Source organism: Candidatus Thioglobus autotrophicus (assembly GCF_001293165.1).
Classification (GTDB): Bacteria; Pseudomonadota; Gammaproteobacteria; order PS1; family Pseudothioglobaceae; genus Thioglobus_A; species Thioglobus_A autotrophicus.
Genome location: NZ_CP010552.1, coordinates 129,773 through 150,907 on the forward strand (window position 1 = coordinate 129,773; position 21,135 = coordinate 150,907).

Here is a 21,135-nt window from a genome sequence, read left to right on the forward strand (position 1 = left end):
TGTCCAAGTTTTTCAGACCACTACAAATTAACGGACCACTGCTCAGATTAGTACTTCTATTCAAGCAAAGTTTCTGTTAATATATTAATTCTAAAGGGGTTTATGAAAAATACCAGTACGCTCCAAACACAATAGGATGGTTCACCATGAAAAAATCAATCATAAAGAAGATAGTAGTCAGTTCGATGTTTGTATTAATGCCTGTATCAAGCTATGCCAATGATGTTGTTACTGATAAGAGTATTGCCATGGAGTTGTCTCGTGATATAGCCAATGAAACCATTAACGCCTGTCGTAAAGACGGTTACCATGTTAGTGCCGTGGTGGTTGATCGCTTTGGCTTAATGCGCGCAGCATTGCGAGATGACCTAGCATCGCGCTTTACTTTAGAAATTGCTCAGCGTAAGGCTAATATGACAGTTATGGCGTGGACGGATAGTGGTGTATTTAAAAATGCACGCTCGGACATACAGCAAGAGTTAAATCACATTGAAGGCCTTATTGTTATGGAGGGTGGGATTAAGATCACTGCCGGAGGTTATAATATTGGTGCCATTGGCGTTAGTGGTGCTCCGGGCGGAGACAAAGACGCCGCTTGTGCCCGTACAGCCTTAGGTAAGTTATCTGAACGCATTGAATTTGCAATTGATGATTAAACAACGTCAGACAGTCTAAAGACTGGCGTTTATGATTATGTAGTCATCTCTTGTGTCTAGGTTTGTCAGACCTCCCTAGAACATCTAAAAATACCCTATACCGCCCTACTAAACCACCTTTTATCACTTTAAAATGATATAGAGGGTTTTAAGTAGTTCTTTGTTGCGGTTATGTTGCGACTTTTAACCCTTATTCAGCTTTAACCAATCTATCTTAATTTAGCCACCATATTACGACCCTTTGTTATTGATCTTATTACACAGATTTATCAAATAATCCTAATCAAAATGTTTCTGAACATCCATGCTTTTGTGCAATATACGAATGACAAAAACACCCTTACTTTTGTTTTTGTAAAAAATAGCATGAGATCGATGATAAAAACAACGATAACCCAAGCCAACATGGTCATAATTTAAACCAATATTGGAATTCTTAGATAGTATTTCTAGGCACCCTTCTAAAGATTGATGATAATCCAACATAGCATCATAACCAAAGCTTTTAAAGGTGTGGTTAATTATCCCCTCAATATCCTCTATTGCTTTAGAAGATAAACTAGCCATCTATATTAAGATTCTTTTTAACCTTAATCAGAATGTCATTCATTGATAATGTACTTTCTCCACTATCCTCACCTTCTTTAAGGGCCACTTGCAATGCAGATAGTTTTTGATTGTATTCTTGATCTTTACGCACAAGATCTCGCATGTATTCACTATCGTTACCATACTGGCCCGATTCTATTTGAGATTTAATCCAAGAGTTCTGCTGCTCAGTAACTGTGATTGTTTTTCTTAACATTTTAAACCTCTTTAGCTAAAGTATGAATATATCATACCATTTATATATTGTTGTTTATATAAAAAATATATATTTTAGCAATATTGTCTTGCAACCAAAGTGGCTTAATTATCTTTGTGTCCAAGATTAATGGACCGCTACACCCCAACAAATTAAGACAATAATTTAAGATTTCTTATTTCGAACGAGTTAAACTTAACCAAAAAATCAAGGATATGGATATTTATGCGATTTTCAGTAATTTAATTATTATTGGTTATTTCTCCAATTAATTGGATATAATTGGATATTATTAGATAGTCACTCAATAGGTCCCATGAATTTAACAGCATTAAATATTACACCAGAATTACTAAAACTAATCACTGAAATTGATGAGTTTAAAGGCAGCTGGATACAGATTGGTGAAAACAATCCAGAACAATTAAACGCACTACGTTATGTGGCTACTATTGAGAGTATCGGGTCATCTACTCGTATTGAAGGATCAAAATTAAGCGATCAAGAAATCGAATCTTTATTAAGCAATATAAAACAGCAATCTTTTAATACACGAGATGAGCAGGAAGTTGCTGGATATAGTGAAACCATAGAGACCATCTATCAAAATTACTTAGACATTCCAATTACTGAGAATTACATTAAACAGCTTCATATTCAACTACTGAGACACTCAACCAAAGATGAGCGCCATAGAGGGGAATATAAGAAGCACTCAAACTCTGTTGAAGCTTTTGATAGCAGTGGCAAAAGTCTAGGCGTTGTATTTAAAACAGCTTCTGCATTTGACACACCTTTTGAAATGCAAACCCTTATCAAATGGACATCACAAACACTAGAAGATAAAAGTTTTCATCCGCTTATTATTGCTGCAGTATTTACAGTTGTGTTTCTGGCCATTCATCCATTTCAAGATGGTAATGGCAGATTGTCACGCCTACTATCAACCTTGATTATGCTTAAATCTGGATATAACTATAGCCCTTACTCTTCAATAGAAAGTATTATTGAAAAAAATAAAGAGGCCTATTATCTTGCACTACAAAGAACTCAAAAGACATTAAAAAATGATAAAGTGGATTGGACTCCATGGCTTAACTTCTTTTTATCGTCGCTTAAGCGCCAAAAGGACCATCTACAAAACAAAACTGATAATCTAAACAAGTATGGCGATCTAGATCATGAAAGTGCATTAATTATGCAATATATCGATATTAATGGTCGAATTACTATTGCACAAGCGCAAAATATAATTACGACAATCAAAAGGCCAACTATTAAAAATAGACTTAATAATCTTGTTAATACCAACCTTTTAACTCGTCACGGTAAAACTAAAGGCGTTTGGTATTCTAAAGAATAAGTCACCCTTTAAGCAAGCCATCAAAATGGAAGTGTGTTTCAAGAGGTTTTGGGGTGATAAAGTTAGCCTTTTCCCCTTTACCAAATACAGTTAATAAAAATAGTGGAATAGATTTATTGTAATAATAGTAAATTACCCTTACACCGCCACTTTTACCTTTTCCTTGCGCAGACCATCTTAATTTACGAATACCGCCTGTACCCGTCATTAAATCACCTGATTTAGCATGCTTTGCTAAATGATTAATAAGCTCATCTTTTTCTGTAGCATTTAATAACTTATCAGCTCTTTTTATAAATTCAGATAATTATACGATGGCTTGCATGTGTGTATTGTAATCCAATGGATTATAGTTATCAATTTTTTAACCTCTTTAACTTTTTTTGTCTCAAGTATTGGTTTGGTGATTTTAATAATCTTTGACATAGATTGAACTTTATAAAACTCAAAAATTCAACCTTAAAAAATACTTAACAACACACATTATTATCATCCATCTTGCCAGACAAAAAGCAGCTTAAAAATGGAATGATTTCTCACTTAAATTAGGGGGTTTTTAACGAATTTTTAAGCCTTAAAATCCATGCATAATTAGCATTAAATTTCAAAGGAATTATTGATAAAAATGTATGGAGAATTTGTCTAAGAAAAACAACAAAAAAATCTCAAAACTAAAACCCCTTAATTTGCTGAATTTTTAATAAAAAAAAGACTCAAATTAAGAAGAAAATAAAAATATTTTGAAAAATTGTTGTCACTTTGTTGTCACTTTTGACAAAAATGAAAAAGGGTTTGCAATGCAAACCCTTTAGTTGTATGGCTCCTCGAGCTGGGCTCGAACCAGCGACAAATGGATTAACAGTCCATTGCTCTACCAACTGAGCTATCGAGGAATGAAATTGAAATTATAACGGCTTTTTAAATTGAGTCAATCTAAAAAGCAGTTATTTTTGTATTTATTTTTTAATAACTAGGTGCGGGGAAACTGTTGCCTGTGGCGGGCAAAAAGCCTAAATGACCCTTTTGACCATAACCCTCAAAACGACCATTGCCACGTGCTGTGCCGTAACCATCTAATTGGCCTTTGTAATAAGCATCTGCATTACCTTTTGTGTAGCCATCTGCATAGCCAATACCGCGTGCTTCTAATTCAGCAGCGTACTTGCTATCCGCGCGAGCATAGCCTTTGTTTGAGGTTTTATTTTTATTTTCATAATAAAAACCCCAATCTGAATCGTTAACCATGTCGTTCATATTACTCAAAGGACCCCAGTTTTGATTAGCATTAAATGGACCCATGTTTGATCCGCCATCAAATGGATTAAAATTTGAACCAGATTCAAAAGGAGAAAAGTTTGAGCCGCTATCAAATAGGCCGAAATTAGAACCTGAATCCATTGGATTCCAGCTTGAGCTAGAATTGCCAAACGGGTTCCAAGAGTCCATCATGTTGTTGTTAGAAGCGTTATTGTCCCACGGCATCCATGGTGCTGCGCTAACGACTGATGACGTTAATACAATTAGGCTAAATAGTGTTTTTATCATAGTGTTCATATCGATACCCCTCTTATCTCTATAAATTTTTAATAAACATATTATACACTATTTATATTATAAAATTATAATATATTTTCACAAGACGAAAAAAAGGGTGTAAAAACACCCTTCTTGATCAACTACTAAGCAAGGAAATTACTGAGCTGCTGGCGCTTGATTACGTGAATCAATTGCTGCATTTGTTTTTGCATCAGCATAGCCTTTTGCGTATGCATCAGCAATACCTTTAGCAAAACCGTCCGCTGCACCTTTAGCGTAAGCATCAGCAACACCTTTAGCATTAGCAGAAGCAGCACCGGCATACTGGCCGTCTGTAGTAGCGTTAGACTTGTTGGCAGTCTTGTTCTTGTTGTTGTAATGGAAACCCCAATCAGAATCGTTATCCATGTTATTGCTGTTAGCAAAAGGACCGAAGTTTTGAGCACCACTAAACGGACCCATGTTTGAACCGCCATTAAACGGACCCATGTTCTGGCCGCCAGTAAATGGACCCCAGTTGTTAGCGCCATTAAAAGGACCCATGTTTGAACCACCGTCGAAAGGACCGAAGTTGCTCACGCCATTGCCGTTAGTCCAACCGTTGTTGTTATTGTTACCAAAAAAAGCTGAAGCTGCTGTTGCAGATACTAGCGTTGCAATTGCCACTGTTTTTACTAATGTTTTCATTTCTATCTCCATTTGATTAAAGTGCGAAAAACTAAATAATAGTAGAAAAAATCTCTAATATTCAATGAATTATATCAAAAATAATATAACTGTAACAAGCTTTTTAAAGACCAAAAAAAGCCACCCCTAAGGGTGGCTTTTAATACGCGACAACCGAACAAGTCAGTTGTCGTAGTCAGTGGCTAATTACTTAGCTGCTGGAACTACAGTCTCACGAGAGTCAGCTGCGATTTGTGACTTAGCATCTGCAACACCTTTAGCGTATGCATCAGCTTGAGCCTTAGCAAAAGCGTCAGCTTGACCTTTAGCGTATGCATCAGCAACACCTTTAGCGTTAGCGTCAGCAACACCAGCAAACTTACCGTCTGTAGTAGCGTTAGATTTGTTAGCAGTCTTATTCTTGTTGTTGTAATGGAAACCCCAATCAGAATCGTTGTTCATGTCATTGCTGTTAGCAAAAGGACCGAAGTTTTGAGCGCCATTGAAAGGACCCATGTTTGAACCACCGTTGAAAGGACCCATGTTCTGGCCGCCAGTAAATGGACCCATGTTAGAACCTGAGTTCATAGGACCGAAGTTAGAACCACCGTCGAAAGGACCCCAGTTTGACATGCCGTTACCGTTAGTCCAACCGTTGTTGTTGTTGTTACCAAAAAAAGCTGAAGCTGAAGTAGCTGCTACTAAAGTAGTAATTGCGATAATTTTTTTCATGTTAATCTCCTAGATTATTTTTTAAATTTTTGACACACTCATTATTGGGTGTGTTTTAAGTACTGAGCCAGTTGCTCTGTATGGTGAGTATTATACAACACTTATATTAGAAGTCAATGATATTCTAATATAAATTATCAAAAAATCTTAAAAAGGTTGATATATAAAGGTTTTAAGGGTATTAAAAATATTGAAAAAAATGAAAATTGAGTAAAAATTCATCCAAATACCTCTAAATTTAGTCAAAAATTCTGGTTTTACAGCTAAAAAATAAGCTTTTTTATTAAAATAATGAATAAAAATCAAAAAAAATACGCATTATCATAAAATTTGGCAAATTATGCGTTTGGATCAAATACCAATGTTTTGATCGGTTTGTTACATACTTATATATAGGTTATTAATAAAAGCTGAATTTTTGACATAAAAAAACCAGCTCGAAAGCTGGCTTTAAAATCAAAACACTAATTAAGTATTACTGATTTCTACTGTCAGCAGCTGCTGCTGCCTTAGCATCTGCATAACCTTTAGAATACGCATCAGCTTGACCTTTAGCAAAACCGTCCGCTGCACCTTTAGCGTAAGCATCAGCTTGTGCCTTAGCAGTTGCAGAAGCTGCACCGGCGTACTGGCCGTCTGCGGTTGCATTAGAAACATTCTTAGTTGTGTTTTTATTGTTGTAATGGAAACCCCAATCAGAATCGTTATTCATATTGTTGTTGTTGGCGAATGGACCCATGTTTTGAGCGCCATTGAAAGGACCCATGTTTGAACCACCGTTGAAAGGACCCATGTTCTGGCCGCCAGTAAATGGACCCATGTTAGAACCTGAGTTCATAGGGCCGAAGTTAGAGCCACCGTCGAAAGGACCCCAATTAGACATGCCGTTACTGTTGCCCCAACCATTGTTGTTATTGTTGCCAAAAAAAGCGGAAGCTGAAGCAGCTGCCATAATTGTAGCGACTGCTACTACTTTTGTTACGTTTTTCATTGTTTCTCCTCTAAGAGTTATTTTTATAGATTGATTACAAAGCAAATAAATTAATGTCTACTTGAAGGCCATAATACGCCACTCTATTTACTTTGCAACATTATTAGTAGAGGCTAATACTATGATATAGAGTCAATCAGTGCATCGCCAAACTCTGAGGTTGATAACAAAGTAGCACCTTCCATAAGTCGCTCAAGATCATAAGTAACCGTTTTGTTTTGAATAACGGTTGACATGGCCTCCAAAACTTGGTCAGCAGCTTCTACCCAGCCTAGATGTCTTAGCATCATTTCTGCTGAGAGAATAATAGAACCTGGGTTAACTTTATTAAGGCCTGCATACTTTGGCGCTGTACCGTGAGTCGCCTCAAAGACAGCTGTTGTATCTGATAAATTAGCACCTGGCGCAATACCAATACCGCCTACCTGAGCTGCTAAAGCATCAGATACATAGTCGCCATTTAGATTTAACGTAGCAATCACTGAGTACTCATCTGGGCGCAATAAAATTTGCTGTAAAAAAGCATCGGCAATGACGTCTTTAATTGTAATTGTTGTGCCTGTTTTTGGATTAGCAAACTCACACCACGGACCATCGCCAATTATTTTAGCGCCAAATTCTTCTTGTGCTAACTGGTAGCCCCAATCTCTAAAACCACCTTCGGTGAATTTCATGATGTTACCTTTATGCACTAGAGTGACAGAATCCTTGTCGTTATCAACTGCATACTGAATGGCTGCACGAACTAAGCGCTCAGTACCTTCTTTGGAAACTGGCTTAATACCAATGCCTGAAGTTTCTGGAAAACGAATTTTGGTTGTACCCATTTCATTTTGTAAAAAATCAATGACTTTTTTAACTTCTTCTGTGCCCGCTTGATACTCAATACCGGCGTAAATATCTTCTGAATTTTCTCTGAAAATAACCATATCAACTTTCTCAGGCGCTTTAACGGGTGTCGGTGTACCAGTAAAGTATTGCACAGGACGCTGACAAATAAACAAATCAAGCTCTTGACGAATAGCCACGTTTAAAGAGCGCATGCCACCGCCAACAGGGGTTGTTAGTGGGCCTTTAATAGAAACGCCAAATTCTTGAATAGCATCAAGCGTTTCTTGAGGTAAGTATTCACCATAGATCTCATTGGCCTTTTCACCCGCATAAATATCCATCCATTGAATGGACTTTTCACCGTTGTAGGTTTTTTCAATAACCTTATCAATGACTTTTTTCATCACCGGAGAAACGTCAGAGCCAATACCGTCGCCTTCAACATAAGTAATAATGGGATGATTTGGCACCTGAATAGTACCATTGTCAAAAGTAATTTTTTCGCCCTTTTCTGGCACTTGAATGTGTTGATAGCTCATGAGTATTCCCGGGTGTTTGGTTAGATAAGTAAACGTAGTATTTTAGCATCCTCAAGGTTCGAGTAGTATTTTTCGCGTGTATCGATCAACTCGAAGCCGTATTGCTGATAAAAGTTAATAGCCGATACATTAGAAATTCGTACTTCTAGCAAGATAGCTTGTGCATTATGCAGCTCTAAACGCTGCAACAAATCATCCAATAGTCTTTTTCCCAGTCCTTGTCGTTGCAACTGAGGGGCGATAGCAAGCGTTAAAATATCTAAAAAATCGATTGAATTTAGAGTAATCAGATAGCCAGAAATTTGCTCATTGTGCATAATCAATTGCACATGCGCATTTGGATTTGAAAACGAATCTAGTAGTTTTTGTCGACTCCAAGGTGTTGCAAAGACACTTTGTTCAATCGTCAATATTTCATCTATATCTTGACGAGTTGCCTCTTTAAAGGAAGTATTGATAAGCCTTGTTGTCAGTTTCGTTTTGGTAAAAATACCCCAACTCATTAAAACTCTGCTCTAGTTGAGTAACGTCTTGGGCCTGCAAGCCAATCAAAACCCGGCCAAAATCAGCACCATGATTACGGTAATGGAACAAAGTAATATTCCAATGACTGCCGACCTTCTTTAGAAAGTTTAACAAAGCACCTGGGCGCTCTGGAAATTCAAATCGGTACAACACTTCATGCTCACAATTACTACGTCCGCCAACCATATAGCGAATATGCGTTTTAGCAATGGAATTATCACTCATATCTAGCACATCAAATGAGCCAGATAACCGATCTAACAACGCTTGTTTTTCACTAAGGCCTTCGCTAAGCGAAACACCTACAAAAATACGTGCTTGAGAGTCTGAACCATAACGATAATTAAACTCAGTGATTGAATGATCTTCCAGCATTTGGCAAAATTTCAAAAAACTGCCAGGTTTTTCATCAATGGTAACAGCAATAATAGCTTCATTATGTTCACCAATATCAGCACGCTCTGAAATATAACGCAAACGATCAAAGTTAACATTAGCGCCTGAGACCACAGCCACCAAATTTTTACCCTGTACATTATGCTGCTTAACATATTTTTTAATACCGGCTGTTGCTAAGGCGCCAGCAGGCTCTGAGATGGAACGAACATCTTCATAGATATCTTTAATAGCCGCACAGATTTCATCATTACTCACCAAAATAACTTCATCAACCACTTGTTTGGCAATCTCAAAGGTTTTTTCGCCAATTTGTCTAACTGCCACACCATCAGCAAAACGACCGACTTCTGGCAAAATAACGCGCTTATTTTGTTTTAAGGCTTCATACAAGGTTGGAGAGTCTTGCGGCTCAACCCCAATCACGCGAATTTGTGGCGCATAGTGCTTAAGGTAAGTTGCCATGCCAGCGATCAAACCGCCACCACCTACCGGAATAAACACCATGTCTATCGTCGATAGTTGATCCAATAATTCTTTAGCGATGGTCGCTTGGCCTGCCATGACTTCGATGTCATCATAAGGATGAATAAAGACCAAATCTTGTTGTTTTTCAAGCTGTTTGGCATACTGATAGGCATCATCATAAACATCCCCATGCAAGACTACCTTGCCCCCCAACTGCTCAACCGCATTCACCTTGATCTTAGGGGTTGATAGTGGCATTACAATCACTGAATCAATGCCCAACTTTTTCGCAGATAAAGCCACGCCTTGCGCATGATTACCAGCACTAGACGCTACCACCCCTTTAGCGGCTTGTTCAGCCGTTAATGAAGATATTTTTTGATAGGCACCTCTGAGCTTAAACGCATGAATGCTGAGTTCATCCTCACGTTTTAAATAGATGTCGTTCTCTAGACGCTCAGAAAGCTGATGCGCATGAGAAAGTGGTGTGACTGTTGCCACATCATAAACGCGTGTGGTGTCGGCCAGTTTAACAATGCTGTGCATGCAACTCCTGTAAATAAGCCACATTCACAAAACTGGCTTGTGTCGGATTGCCATTGATCAATTTAAACGGCTGATCTGGCTCACCCAAATTACTAAGCGTAACAATAGCGCCGGTAAAATCATGGGTGTCAGTATATTCATTCACCGTAATCAGGGTTTTAATATTAGCCTCAGTGGTAGAAACTATACCATTATAAGAATCTTCAAAAGCCAAACATTGTGACGCATCAAGATTCATTTGCTCTAAAACATAATGATAGATATCGCCCGCTGGCTTTAAATTAGACACAACATCGCCCGCACCGATCACTTCAAACCAGTCCAGCGCTTCTTTACCTAGCGTGTTGCCAATCAATGCGTCAACATTAGCGGGCGTGGTAGTGGTGGCAATAGCAAGACGCAAGCCCGCTTCTCGAGCCTCCTTAAACAAACGCTCAACGCCTGGACGTAAAGGCATAGCGCCTTCATCCATAATACTGACATATTTTTTGGTTTTAAGTTGGTGCAGTTTTAAAGCAAAGGCGTCTAAATCTTGTGTGTCAAAATTAGGCAAATACTTATTCACATAATATTTAATACGCAATTGTCCGCCTGTGACATTCAGTAATTCATGATAAAGTTCATTAGACCACTCCCAATCTAAGCCCAATTCTTTAAAGGCCAGATTAAAAGCAACCAAATGCCCGTCTTTTTCAGTGTTAGCAAGGGTTCCGTCAACGTCAAAAATTAATGCTTCTAATGCCATAATAGTTTTATAATGAAATATGTGAAAAATAAATTGCTATTTTAAGTCACTTTAGGTATAAACATATTTTTTTTAAATGAATCTTACATCATGTCACAGACAGACTATCAAGATATTCCACATTACACTCCTAAGAAGGGAGAAGAGTTTATGAGCATTGCTCAGCTTGAACACTTTAAAAGCAAGCTTAACACTTGGAGAGATCAGCTGGTGAGTGATGCTGAATCAACTATTAGCCATATTCAAGAAGACTCAACACAAGTAGCCGATATTAATGATCGCGCAACATTAGAAGAAGAGTTTGCATTAGAGCTAAGAACTCGAGATCGTGAGCGTAAGCTAATTGGCAAGATTGATAAAACTTTGCATATTATTGAAATGGGTGATTATGGCTATTGCAAAACTTGTGGTGCTGAAATTGCACTTGTACGTCTAGAGGCTCGTCCTACGGCTGATGAATGTATTGATTGTAAAACTATTGCTGAAAAGAAAGAAGTTTAATTTACGGCTTTTTTTTCGATGTTAGGTTTTAAAAGTGCTGATAGGACTGGCACTTTTTATCAAAATCACCCACTCTTTCAATACCTTTATTTTGGGTAATTACCCCAATTTCACTGAGTTTAATCTTTAAATTTTTCTCAATCGCTTTTAGTTTTTCAAGATTTTCTGGTGCAACACTAAAGCATAGTTCGTAATCATCACCACCTGCAAGTGCTACACACCAGTCTTGGGTTTTTTGAATGTAAGATTGCACTTCTTTGTTGAGCGGTATCTGAGATAAATCAATGCGTGCACCAACGTTCGAGCGCTTAAGAATATGGCCAAGATCTTGCTCCAAGCCATCTGATATATCAATACAAGCATTTGCAACCCCGACCAATGCACATCCAAGTTCTACTTGAGGGTTGGGTGTATTAAAATGCTGTAACAGCTGATCACTCGGCGTTAGTTTTTGCTGAATTTGGCGCCAAGCGAGTGCTGCATCGCCAATGCTATTAGACACAAAAATATGATCGCCTGCTTGCGCTGCAGATCTCAGTAGCGCCCTACCTTGGCTAATCGTACCGGTGACATTAAGGGTAATACTCAGAGCCCCTTTAGTAGTATCACCACCTACCAAAGTAATCTGATATTGATTAGCCAAAACTCTAAGTGTGCTAGAAAAATCTAGCAGCCAGCTTTCGTCAAATTCAGGCAAGGTTAATGCCAAGGTAAAATATTTAGGGGTTGCACCCATGGCAGCCAAATCACTTAAGTTAACCGCTAATGCTTTATGAGCAATATCGCTGGCAGAAGTGCCTTTGGGAAAATGCACGCCTTCAATTAGCGTGTCTACGCTGGTTGCTATTTGCTGGTGAGCATCAATTGAAACTAGCGCACAATCATCGCCAATTCCTAGATCGTTTGAGTTTAAATTCTTCCAATTGAAATATTTTTCAATTAAATCAAATTCATTCATTGTGGATATTTTTGAGCAAATTTTTGCTCCACTTCCCCACGACCTGCATTAAACATTGAGCCAGAGCCCAAAACGGCTGAAACAAGTACAGCAAAAAATAAGGGTACAGTGCCGAGTAACGTCAAAATTGAACCGGTAATACTTGTCCCATCCATACTACTAACACCGCCATCACCAATCACTAGTCCGAGCGCGCTGATCAGTATGTAGAACACGTAAGCGGTGATTAAAATCTTATAGCGGTTAAGCGACATCTGCCAATGCAAATAAACCAAGTAGGCGCCGTCTTTTTTAGTCTTTTTAGTGCGTAGATAGGTGTAGAAAATAATACCCATAGAAATGACAATAGTAAGTCCAATGGCAATATTCATACTGGTATTTAATAGCTTTATCAGTCCTAACGTACCAATAACATGGACCAAAATAGTATTAACTGTGAATAACTCATGTGCTGCTTTAGCGGCCTTACGTTCTTGCTCGGTCGCATCTATTTTTATAATCATGGTGCGTAGTTTACACTATCTAAACTCAAGACTTGAGTCTTGCGTATTTTTTACATATAAGCGTTATCTGTCTGGGTATGATCAGTAACATCACGTACTGATTTAATCTCTGGAAAACGATTTCTAAGCTGTGTCTCAACACCTTGTTCTAAAGTTGCTTTAACCGATGAACAGCCTTGGCAACCACCACCAAAATTAAGAATCACATCTTTGTTCTCCGTAATTTCAACCAGATCTACAAAGCCACCGTGTGAAGCAAGTCCTGGGCTGATTTCAGCAGCCAATACGTATTTAATTCTCTCTTCTAATGGCGCATCCTCTTTCGGCTCTTCGCCTTTAGCATTTGGTGCTGTAATCGTGAGTTTTTTACCTGTGCCCTCGTCTTTTAAAGCCACTTCAGATTCTTTTAAATAAGGGAAATTAGCCTTGTCAATATAAGCTAAAAAACCTTTGTATTCAAATTTTTCATAGCCAGGTGTTAAATCTTTTGGATGACAAAAATTAAATGAAACAGTTGCTGCAGGCGTTCCTGCGCGCGTTACATCAACTTTAAGACCTAATTCTTGATCGTCTTGTTGTGCAAATAAGTCTGCAACATAATCTTGCGCTTCATCAGTAATGGTAAACATGGCTATCCTTGGTTAAAAATAATATTATCGATCAAGCGAGTTGATCCTAAAAATACCGCACATAATATCGCAATTTTGGAGGTATTGTCAGTAATAGATTTAAGGGTATTAGCGTCAAGTGCGGATAAATATTCTATTTTAAAATCTTGGCTCAATATTGTTTTCGCATCCTGTATAGCCGTTGCCAGGTTTCGACCGTTTAAAGTCTCTTGCTTAAGTTCTGTTAAAACTTGATACAACTTAAGTGCCTGCTGTTTTTGCTCTATTGATAAATACTGATTTCTAGTACTCATAGCCAGCCCACTTTGTTCACGAACAATGGCGCCAGATAGGATTTGAATTGGCAAGGATAATGCTGCTACCATTTGCTTAATAACCAATAACTGCTGGTAATCTTTCTGACCAAAAATAGCGATATCAGGCGCAATAATCTCAAACAAACGATGTACCACTTGCACCACGCCATCAAAATGTCCAGGGCGGGCATTACTGCACAAGCCCTGAGACAGGCTTCCAGCCTTTAGGTGACTTGTAAAGCCATCTGGATAAATATGTTCTTTATTAGGGGTAAAAACAGCATCAACTTGACAAGCTTCAAGCTCATACAAATCTTGCTCTAATGTATTTGGATAGTTATCAAAATCTTCATTTTCACCAAATTGTGTCGGGTTAACAAAAATACTTACCACGACTTTATCAGCATTGGCTTTAGCTTGATGAACCAAAGACAAGTGTCCGGCATGTAGCCCACCCATCGTTGGCACAAAGGCAATTACTTGACCTTGGATTTTCCAGGTTGAAACTACATCAGTCATTTGCTGATTATCTAAACAAACTTGCATCAATAGCTGTACTCATCATTCGGAAAGGTTTGGCTTTTTACTGAGTAAATATAACCTTTTACAGCGGATTCAATTGAGCTGTGTTCGGACAAGAAATTTTTGACAAATTTAGGTAAATAGCCGGTATTAATACCCAACATATCGTAACTCACCAACACCTGTCCATCACAATCAACACCTGCACCAATACCAATTGTTGGAATATTAATTGACTGGCTAACTTTCTTGGCCAACTCAGCAGGTACACACTCTAAAACCAGCGTTTCAACCCCCCAAGATTCAAGAAATTTAGCATCTGCTAAAATTCTCTGAGCGCTACTGTCATCTCTACCTTGTACTTTATAGCCGCCCATTTCAATAACCGATTGTGGCTGCAAGCCAAGATGGCCACAGACTGGAATATTGTTAGCTTGCAAAATTTTAAAAGACGCCTCGTGTTCAGCGCCACCTTCAAATTTGACCATTTGTGCACCAACACTCATCAAGCGCTGGGCATTTTCTAAGGTTTTCTCAGCGTGAGTATAGCTTTGATAAGGCATATCAGCAATCAGCAAAGCCTCTTTGATACCCTTTACAACCGCTTGCGTATGGTAAAGCATATCTTCCATAGAAACGCCCAAGGTGTTTTCACCCCCTTGAATGACATTACCCAAAGAATCACCCACCAAAATAACATCAACGCCACACGCATCAAATAGCTTGGCAAATGAGGCGTCATACGCCGTTAAGCAGGTGATTTTTTCACCTTTTTTCTTGAAAGATTGTAAGTCAGCGAGATTCATAATTTGGTTAATTGATACGCGCCTAATTCTTGAATAATATCTTCAATAGGGCCTAAAACTGGCACTTTCAAATCTGGCTCAAGCTCAGCCAGAGGTATCAGTACAAAAGCTCTATTCATCATCTCAGGATGTGGAATGACTAATTGTTTAGAGGCTACCACTTGAACCCCATAGGTAATAATATCTAAATCAATGGTTCTAGCACCCCACTTTTTCTCACGCACTCGATGCTGTTGGGTTTCAATCGCTTGACAAGCATAGAGTAATTCTAAAGGGGTTAAATGGGTATTAACTTGTGCAATCGCATTAATATAGTCAGGCTGTTTTGAATCGTCCACCGGTGGTGATTGATACAAACTCGATAGATTAACCACCTCAACATCTTTAGTTGCATGCAGAGCCATCACCGCTGTTTTGATTTGCTGCTTAGGATTGTTTAAGTTTGACCCAAGTCCAATATAAGCTAACAATGGATTAATGTCCCAACATGCTCATTAGCAGCTAATTTAACCAAAATATCTGCTTGTCGACCTGAGGCAATAACAGTATTAGTATTTGAATGAGAGGCCGTTCTAGCAGCTAACACCTTGGTGTACATACCGCCCGATCCTAATGAGCCACCCGTTCTACCCGCTACTCGCTCTAACTTCTCATCATCAACCTGAATTTTCTCAATCAACTCAGCCTTAGGATTTTTCCTTGGATCGGCATTATAAACACCGCCTTGGTCGGTCAAAATAACCAGCTGAGTGGCGCCAACTAAATTAGCAACTAGGGCTGCCAAAGTATCATTATCACCAAATTTAATTTCTTCAGTGGCAACCGTATCATTCTCATTAACAATTGGTACTGTATTTAGCTCAAGAAGCGCATTTAAGGTTGCTGAAATGTTATCACTCTGCTGAGTATCAGCTAGATTGTCATGAGTTAATAGCACTTGCGCTGTATGAATTGTGTGCTTTGAAAATAAAGACTCATAGGTTTGCACTAAGCCCATTTGCCCAACAGCAGCGGCGGCTTGAAGCTGATGAATAGCCTCTGGTCGACTTGACCAACCTAAGCGCTTTATACCTTCTGCAATAGCACCACTAGACACTAAAATAACTTCAATATCTTGATTTTTTAATTGTACAATTTGCTCAACCCAAGAACTGATGGCGTTGACATCTAGCCCTTGTCCATCATTGGTTAAGAGTGCCGATCCAATTTTGACCACCCACCTTTGTTTACTCATTAGTATTATTTTTAACCAGTATGAATAAGCCTTTGACTAAGTCTTTACAGCCCAGGCCGTTTAATGCTGAAATATTATAAAATTCACCCTTGTAACCAATGTCTCTTAACAAAGTTTTAACTACTTCATCACGCTCATCTTCAGGCAACAAATCCATCTTATTAACTGCAAGCATTCTCGGCTTGTCAGCTAATTCTGGATCGTATTTCCTTAATTCTTTCTCAATAGTTAAAAAGTTTTTAGCTGGGTCTGATGCATCTGCTGGCAAAATATCAACCACATGCAATAAAGCTTTAGAACGAGACAAATGCTTCAAGAATTCAAAACCCAGGCCAACGCCTTCACTCGCATCTTCGATTAATCCAGGGATATCGGCCATGACAATATGCTCATCATAATAAGACACTACGCCTAGTGATGGATGTAGCGTGGTAAATGGATAATCAGCCACCTTAGGGCGTGCGCTAGATATCTGACGAATCAGGCTCGATTTTCCGGCATTAGGCATACCAAGCAGGCCAATATCGGCCATCACATTCATTTCTAGGCCAATTTCACGCGCCTCACCGAGTGAACCCGGCGTGGTTTTTCTAGGTGCACGATTAATACTAGATTTAAAGCGAGTATTACCCAAACCATGAAAACCACCCTTGGCAACCAAGATTATTTGCTCATGCTCAATCATCTCGCCAATCAGCTCATCGGTTTCTAAATCATAAACTTTGGTGCCGAGTGGAATCTCCACGGTTAAATGATCAGCAGATTTTCCACGCTTATTTTGACCTGATCCAGGCTGACCATTTTTTGCTCTAAATAAACGATTGAAGCGAAACTCGCTCAGCGTATTTAAACTCTCTTGTCCACGGAAATATATATGCCCGCCATCACCGCCATCACCGCCATCTGGACCGCCATCTGGGATATATTTCTCTCGACGAAAGCCTAAGCAACCAGCCCCTCCTTTTCCAGCTTCAACACGAATACTGGCAGAATCAACAAACTTCATAAAAAACCGCTAAAATACAATAAAGCTATTATACCACCGACAAATGAATCGAACTCTATACAGCCTAGTTGGATATTTATTATTACCCATTTTAATTATTCGATTATTTGTGAAATCTATCAAGGCTCCAAGCTACAGAAAAAGAGTGTCTGAAAGACTGGGGCTTATCCAAAAAATATCCACGCCTACTATCTGGGTCCATTGTGTTTCAGTGGGTGAGTTTAGAGCCTCTATCACCCTTATTGATACCTTAATTAGTGAACATCCTAAGCATAAAATATTGGTGACTAGTACCACTCCAACAGGCTCTAGTGCACTTACACAGCATTATGGTGATAAGATTTTGCATTGCTATTTTCCATTTGATTTAAGTATTATTGTTAAGCGCTATATTAAACGCATCAATCCAGATTTATGTATTCTCATGGAAACTGAAATATGGCCAAACTTAATTCATGCTTTAAGGCAAAACAACATTCCCAGTATTTTAATTAATGCCCGATTATCGGATCGATCGTTAAAAAAATATCAAAAATTTGCACCAAAACTTATCCGTGAAACGCTCAACAACTTAACTTTAATTGCCACACAAAATCAAAACTCAGCAACTCGATTCATTCAGCTGGGTGCGCATGACAAAAAAGTAATTAACGCGGGCAATATTAAATTTGATCTAAACCCAGTGCCTAATAGCACTGTAACGCAAACCTTAAAGAAAATAGTTGGCCATCAAAAAGTTATTACTTTTGCCAGTACACATTTAGGCGAAGAGAGTCAAATTATTAATAGTTTTTTAAAAGTTCAATCTCAGCTTAATGCATTACTTGTTATCATCCCAAGACATCCTGAGCGATTTAATAGTGTGGAAAAGCTCATAAAAAACGCCTCTTTAAGTGTATCTCGTCGCTCAGATACTCACGTTGTTGGCAAAGATCATGTGCTACTAGGTGACTCAATGGGGGAAATGCTGAGCTATTTTGAAATCAGTGATATTGTGTTTATGGGGGGTAGTTTGAATGAGACAGGTGGGCACAATATGTTGGAACCAGCAGCCCTATCTAGGCCAATTATTTTTGGCCCTAATGTCTTTAATTTTGCTGAAATTTCTTCTGATTTATTGAAAAATAAAGCCAGTATTCAAGTACAAAATTCAGATGAATTATTTGAAAATCTGATTCAATTGCTTAATAATCCTGAACAGTTAAAATCGTTAGGCTCTAATGCTAAACACTATTTTGAATCTCAACAAGGTGCGGTTAAAAAAATCGCTAAACTTGTTGAGAGTATTATTTAGCATCCCAGTAACGCTGCATCTCATAATACAAAAAAGAAGCTGTCCAGGTAATAAGCACAAAACCTACCAACGCCTCCATGCCCACTAAAAACCGAATAGAGCCAAAAGGCTCAATGTCGCCAAAACCAAGTGTGGTGAAATTGCTAAACGAAAAGTAAACGCTGTCCATAAATGAGCCGTCAAAGTTACCTTGTATTTCGCCCCAAGCTTTATCTTTGCTCATCAAGAAATAGGCAATCGCAAATAGCCATATTTCCACTACGTGGGCAATTAAAGCAATAAAAACAACGGATAAAATCCTAAATCGATGTTTGATTCGAACCTTGGGGAGTAGATTAGTAGCCCGATACAAAAATTCATAATGAATTAAAACGCTGAGTGTCACAATAATGGTATTGATTAATGCTGCAAGCCACATAGGGAAAATCCTTATAATAAGAGGTGCCAATTGTACTGAAAAAATTTAGGAAAAAATCGAAATGGGCTGTTGTAATACCAAGACTGACGAAAAACCTTTATGCTATTGCTTCAACATTAGCGAAAATGCCTATTTAGAGGCAATCAAAGCTGGAAAAGGCAGTGTCTTGAAAGATTTTGTGGTGTTTCAGACCAAACACAACTATTGCAATTGTGAAAACCTTAATCCTAGCAAGCAATGCTGCCTAAAAGCCTTTAAGGCTATAGAAATTTCGCAAAAAACGTAAATACGTTTTAAGACTCCTCTTTCATATAAATTTCAGAATCATTGGCTAAAAACTCAACTGATTTTTGATCCATTTCTACTTGAATGGCATTAATCTTAGCAATTTCTGCCGCGTCCATGGTTTTAATCTCTTGAGTAATTTTCATCGAACAAAACTTAGGGCCGCACATAGAACAAAAATGTGAGGTTTTTGCAGCTTGCTTAGGCATGGTTTCGTCATGGTACTTACGCGCCGTATCCGGGTCAAGGCCTAAGTTAAACTGATCTTCCCATCTAAACTCAAAGCGTGCTTTACTTAAAGCATTGTCACGGATCTGTGCCCCTGGATGGCCTTTAGCTAAGTCTGCTGCGTGCGCAGCAATTTTGTAAGCAATAATACCTTCTTTAACATCATCTTGATTAGGTAAACCAAGATGCTCTTTTGGCGTTACGTAACAAAGCATCGCACAACCATACCAGCCGATTTGGGCTGCGCCAATCGCTGAAGTAATGTGATCATAACCGGGTGCTATGTCTGTTGTTAATGGACCTAGTGTGTAGAACGGTGCCTCACCACATTCTTCTAACTGCTTGTCCATGTTTTCTTTAATCATTTGCATTGGCACATGACCGGGACCTTCAATAAAGGTTTGTACGTCGTGCTTCCAGGCGATTTTAGTCAGCTCACCTAGGGTTTCAAGTTCGCCAAATTGTGCTGCGTCGTTTGCATCGGCAATACAACCAGGACGTAAGCCATCACCGAGTGAAAAAGTAATATCATATTGTTTCATGATTTTACAAATGTCTTCAAAATGCGTATAAATAAAACTTTCGGTATGATGCGCCAAACACCACTTAGCCATAATTGAGCCACCACGAGAAACGATGCCTGTAATACGATCAATCGTCAGTGGTACGTGTTGCAAGCGCACGCCGGCATGAATGGTAAAATAATCAACACCCTGCTCTGCTTGCTCAATTAGCGTGTCACGGAACACTTCCCAAGTAAGGTCTTCAGCCACACCATTCACTTTTTCTAAAGCCTGATAAATAGGCACAGTACCGATTGGCACCGGAGAATTTCGAATAATCCATTCACGGGTTTCATGAATGTTTTTACCCGTCGATAAATCCATAATGGTATCCGCACCCCAGCGAATACCCCAAACCATTTTATCGACTTCTTCTTCAATACTAGAGCCTAACGCCGAATTACCAATATTGCCGTTAATTTTCACCATGAAATTACGACCAATAATCATTGGCTCGGTTTCAGGGTGATTAATATTAGCAGGAATCACTGCGCGCCCGCGAGCAACTTCGCTACGCACAAATTCAGCAGTAATAATTTCAGGAATATCGGCACCAAAACTTTCGCCTTTTTGCTGGCCAATTTGATCTTTGTAATCTTGCCATTTACAATTTTCACGAATAGCAATATATTCCATTTCAGGGGTGATAATACCTTGTCTAGCATAGTACATTTGAGTGACGTTTTTACCGTCTTTAGCGCGTCTAGGAGTTTTTAAAAACTCAAAACGTAAGGCATCTAATTCAGCATCATCTAGACGCTCATTTGAAAAAGTTGAACTCATACCCTCAAGCGTTTGTGTATCTTGTCTTTCATCAATCCACTGGTCGCGGATATTGCTCAAGCCTTTACGCAGGTCAATCGCTACATTTGGATCTGTATACACACCTGAGGTATCATAAACATGGATAGGATCGTTCTTCTCAGCCAAATCACCAATAGTTTCAGTGAGTGTAATTTCACGCATTGGCACCTGAATATCGGCGCGCGAACCCTCGACATATATCTTGTGAGAATTGGGAAAAGGTTGAATAAACGCCTCTTTGACGCTTGACATGCTTGTTAAGGTTTCGCTTGATTGCTTCATTGTTGTA

The 21,135-nt window shown here is 38.7% G+C and carries 25 protein-coding genes and 1 tRNA gene; 4 read left to right on the forward strand and 22 right to left on the reverse strand.

Going from position 1 to position 21,135, the window contains the following annotated elements:
• Positions 1 to 146: 146 nt before the first annotated feature.
• Complete coding sequence (locus tag SP60_RS00690; RefSeq protein ID WP_053950812.1) at positions 147 to 656, forward strand: GlcG/HbpS family heme-binding protein; 510 nt, start codon at positions 147 to 149, stop codon at positions 654 to 656.
• 279 nt (positions 657 to 935) lie between these two features.
• Here the strand turns inward: SP60_RS00690 and SP60_RS00695 are convergent, their stop codons facing one another.
• A complete protein-coding gene (locus tag SP60_RS00695) occupies positions 936 to 1,223 on the reverse strand; it encodes a type II toxin-antitoxin system RelE/ParE family toxin (protein WP_053950813.1) in 288 nt (95 codons plus the stop codon).
• The gene (locus SP60_RS00700; protein WP_053950814.1) at positions 1,216 to 1,461 is read right to left on the reverse strand and encodes a type II toxin-antitoxin system ParD family antitoxin; all 246 of its coding nucleotides are present in this window, start codon (positions 1,459 to 1,461) and stop codon (positions 1,216 to 1,218) included. The genes SP60_RS00695 and SP60_RS00700 overlap by 8 nt, the downstream gene beginning before the upstream one ends.
• Before the next feature lie 316 nt (positions 1,462 to 1,777).
• On the opposite strand from SP60_RS00700, the gene SP60_RS00705 reads away from it, so the two are divergent.
• Entirely contained in the window at positions 1,778 to 2,824 is a 1,047-nt protein-coding gene (locus SP60_RS00705) for a Fic family protein (RefSeq protein WP_053950815.1), read from the forward strand.
• Position 2,825: 1 nt separating this feature from the next.
• On the opposite strand, the gene SP60_RS00710 is transcribed toward SP60_RS00705, so the two are convergent.
• From SP60_RS00710 to SP60_RS00755, 10 genes are all read right to left on the reverse strand, one after another.
• Positions 2,826 to 3,032 carry a hypothetical protein gene (locus SP60_RS00710; protein ID WP_053950816.1) on the reverse strand — a complete coding sequence of 69 codons (207 nt, stop codon included), beginning with the start codon at positions 3,030 to 3,032 and terminating at the stop codon, positions 2,826 to 2,828.
• 609 nt (positions 3,033 to 3,641) lie between these two features.
• Positions 3,642 to 3,717, reverse strand: a tRNA-Asn gene (locus SP60_RS00715).
• Between the two features lie 70 nt (positions 3,718 to 3,787).
• Complete coding sequence (locus SP60_RS00720) at positions 3,788 to 4,378, reverse strand: hypothetical protein (protein WP_053950817.1); 591 nt, start codon at positions 4,376 to 4,378, stop codon at positions 3,788 to 3,790.
• Positions 4,379 to 4,516: 138 nt separating this feature from the next.
• Complete coding sequence (locus tag SP60_RS00725; protein WP_053950818.1) at positions 4,517 to 5,047, reverse strand: hypothetical protein; 531 nt, start codon at positions 5,045 to 5,047, stop codon at positions 4,517 to 4,519.
• Positions 5,048 to 5,233: 186 nt separating this feature from the next.
• Positions 5,234 to 5,758, reverse strand: coding sequence for a hypothetical protein (locus tag SP60_RS00730; protein ID WP_053950819.1), 525 nt, complete (start codon positions 5,756 to 5,758; stop codon positions 5,234 to 5,236).
• Positions 5,759 to 6,233: 475 nt separating this feature from the next.
• Positions 6,234 to 6,749, reverse strand: a complete 516-nt coding sequence (locus SP60_RS00735; protein ID WP_053950820.1) for a hypothetical protein — start codon at positions 6,747 to 6,749, stop codon at positions 6,234 to 6,236.
• Between the two features lie 119 nt (positions 6,750 to 6,868).
• Complete coding sequence (gene icd / locus SP60_RS00740) at positions 6,869 to 8,119, reverse strand: NADP-dependent isocitrate dehydrogenase (protein ID WP_053950821.1); 1,251 nt, start codon at positions 8,117 to 8,119, stop codon at positions 6,869 to 6,871.
• Between the two features lie 20 nt (positions 8,120 to 8,139).
• Positions 8,140 to 8,622 (reverse strand): ribosomal protein S18-alanine N-acetyltransferase, encoded by a 483-nt coding sequence (gene rimI, locus SP60_RS00745; protein WP_053950822.1) that lies wholly within the window; start codon positions 8,620 to 8,622, stop codon positions 8,140 to 8,142.
• The gene (gene ilvA / locus SP60_RS00750) at positions 8,561 to 10,054 is read right to left on the reverse strand and encodes a threonine ammonia-lyase, biosynthetic (RefSeq protein WP_053950823.1); all 1,494 of its coding nucleotides are present in this window, start codon (positions 10,052 to 10,054) and stop codon (positions 8,561 to 8,563) included. Before ilvA ends, rimI begins: the two co-directional genes overlap by 62 nt.
• Positions 10,038 to 10,799, reverse strand: coding sequence for an HAD-IA family hydrolase (locus tag SP60_RS00755; RefSeq protein WP_053950824.1), 762 nt, complete (start codon positions 10,797 to 10,799; stop codon positions 10,038 to 10,040). The genes ilvA and SP60_RS00755 overlap by 17 nt, the downstream gene beginning before the upstream one ends.
• A gap of 90 nt (positions 10,800 to 10,889) precedes the next feature.
• On the opposite strand from SP60_RS00755, the gene dksA reads away from it, so the two are divergent.
• Positions 10,890 to 11,300, forward strand: a complete 411-nt coding sequence (dksA, locus tag SP60_RS00760) for an RNA polymerase-binding protein DksA (protein ID WP_053950825.1) — start codon at positions 10,890 to 10,892, stop codon at positions 11,298 to 11,300.
• 28 nt (positions 11,301 to 11,328) lie between these two features.
• Here the strand turns inward: dksA and thiL are convergent, their stop codons facing one another.
• From thiL to cgtA, 8 genes are read right to left on the reverse strand one after another with little or no spacing between them, the layout of a single operon-like run.
• Positions 11,329 to 12,258, reverse strand: coding sequence for a thiamine-phosphate kinase (gene thiL, locus SP60_RS00765; RefSeq protein WP_053950826.1), 930 nt, complete (start codon positions 12,256 to 12,258; stop codon positions 11,329 to 11,331).
• Positions 12,255 to 12,761 carry a hypothetical protein gene (locus tag SP60_RS00770; protein ID WP_053950827.1) on the reverse strand — a complete coding sequence of 169 codons (507 nt, stop codon included), beginning with the start codon at positions 12,759 to 12,761 and terminating at the stop codon, positions 12,255 to 12,257. Before SP60_RS00770 ends, thiL begins: the two co-directional genes overlap by 4 nt.
• Positions 12,762 to 12,811: 50 nt before the next feature.
• Positions 12,812 to 13,390 carry an NfuA family Fe-S biogenesis protein gene (locus tag SP60_RS00775; protein ID WP_053950828.1) on the reverse strand — a complete coding sequence of 193 codons (579 nt, stop codon included), beginning with the start codon at positions 13,388 to 13,390 and terminating at the stop codon, positions 12,812 to 12,814.
• A 2-nt stretch (positions 13,391 to 13,392) separates the two neighbouring features.
• Positions 13,393 to 14,232: a pantoate--beta-alanine ligase gene (panC, locus tag SP60_RS00780; RefSeq protein ID WP_053950829.1), complete on the reverse strand. Its 840-nt coding sequence runs from the start codon at positions 14,230 to 14,232 to the stop codon at positions 13,393 to 13,395.
• On the reverse strand, positions 14,232 to 15,014 hold the full coding sequence (gene panB, locus SP60_RS00785; protein ID WP_053950830.1) for a 3-methyl-2-oxobutanoate hydroxymethyltransferase: 783 nt from the start codon (positions 15,012 to 15,014) through the stop codon (positions 14,232 to 14,234). The genes panC and panB overlap by 1 nt, the downstream gene beginning before the upstream one ends.
• Positions 15,011 to 15,484: a 2-amino-4-hydroxy-6-hydroxymethyldihydropteridine diphosphokinase gene (folK, locus tag SP60_RS00790; RefSeq protein ID WP_053950831.1), complete on the reverse strand. Its 474-nt coding sequence runs from the start codon at positions 15,482 to 15,484 to the stop codon at positions 15,011 to 15,013. The genes panB and folK overlap by 4 nt, the downstream gene beginning before the upstream one ends.
• Positions 15,478 to 16,248 carry a glutamate 5-kinase gene (gene proB / locus SP60_RS00795; RefSeq protein WP_053950832.1) on the reverse strand — a complete coding sequence of 257 codons (771 nt, stop codon included), beginning with the start codon at positions 16,246 to 16,248 and terminating at the stop codon, positions 15,478 to 15,480. The genes folK and proB overlap by 7 nt, the downstream gene beginning before the upstream one ends.
• Positions 16,241 to 17,254 (reverse strand): Obg family GTPase CgtA, encoded by a 1,014-nt coding sequence (gene cgtA / locus SP60_RS00800; RefSeq protein ID WP_053950833.1) that lies wholly within the window; start codon positions 17,252 to 17,254, stop codon positions 16,241 to 16,243. The genes proB and cgtA overlap by 8 nt, the downstream gene beginning before the upstream one ends.
• 43 nt (positions 17,255 to 17,297) lie before the next feature.
• Here cgtA and waaA point away from each other — a divergent pair, with 43 nt between their 5' ends.
• Positions 17,298 to 18,548 carry a lipid IV(A) 3-deoxy-D-manno-octulosonic acid transferase gene (gene waaA / locus SP60_RS00805; RefSeq protein WP_053950834.1) on the forward strand — a complete coding sequence of 417 codons (1,251 nt, stop codon included), beginning with the start codon at positions 17,298 to 17,300 and terminating at the stop codon, positions 18,546 to 18,548.
• Here waaA and SP60_RS00810 read toward each other — a convergent pair.
• Together SP60_RS00810 and thiC are read right to left on the reverse strand one after the other, a co-directional pair.
• On the reverse strand, positions 18,541 to 18,966 hold the full coding sequence (locus SP60_RS00810) for an ion channel (protein ID WP_053950835.1): 426 nt from the start codon (positions 18,964 to 18,966) through the stop codon (positions 18,541 to 18,543). The genes waaA and SP60_RS00810 overlap by 8 nt on opposite strands.
• A 293-nt stretch (positions 18,967 to 19,259) precedes the next feature.
• Positions 19,260 to 21,128 (reverse strand): phosphomethylpyrimidine synthase ThiC, encoded by a 1,869-nt coding sequence (thiC, locus tag SP60_RS00820; protein ID WP_053950837.1) that lies wholly within the window; start codon positions 21,126 to 21,128, stop codon positions 19,260 to 19,262.
• Between the last annotated feature and the right edge of the window lie 7 nt (positions 21,129 to 21,135).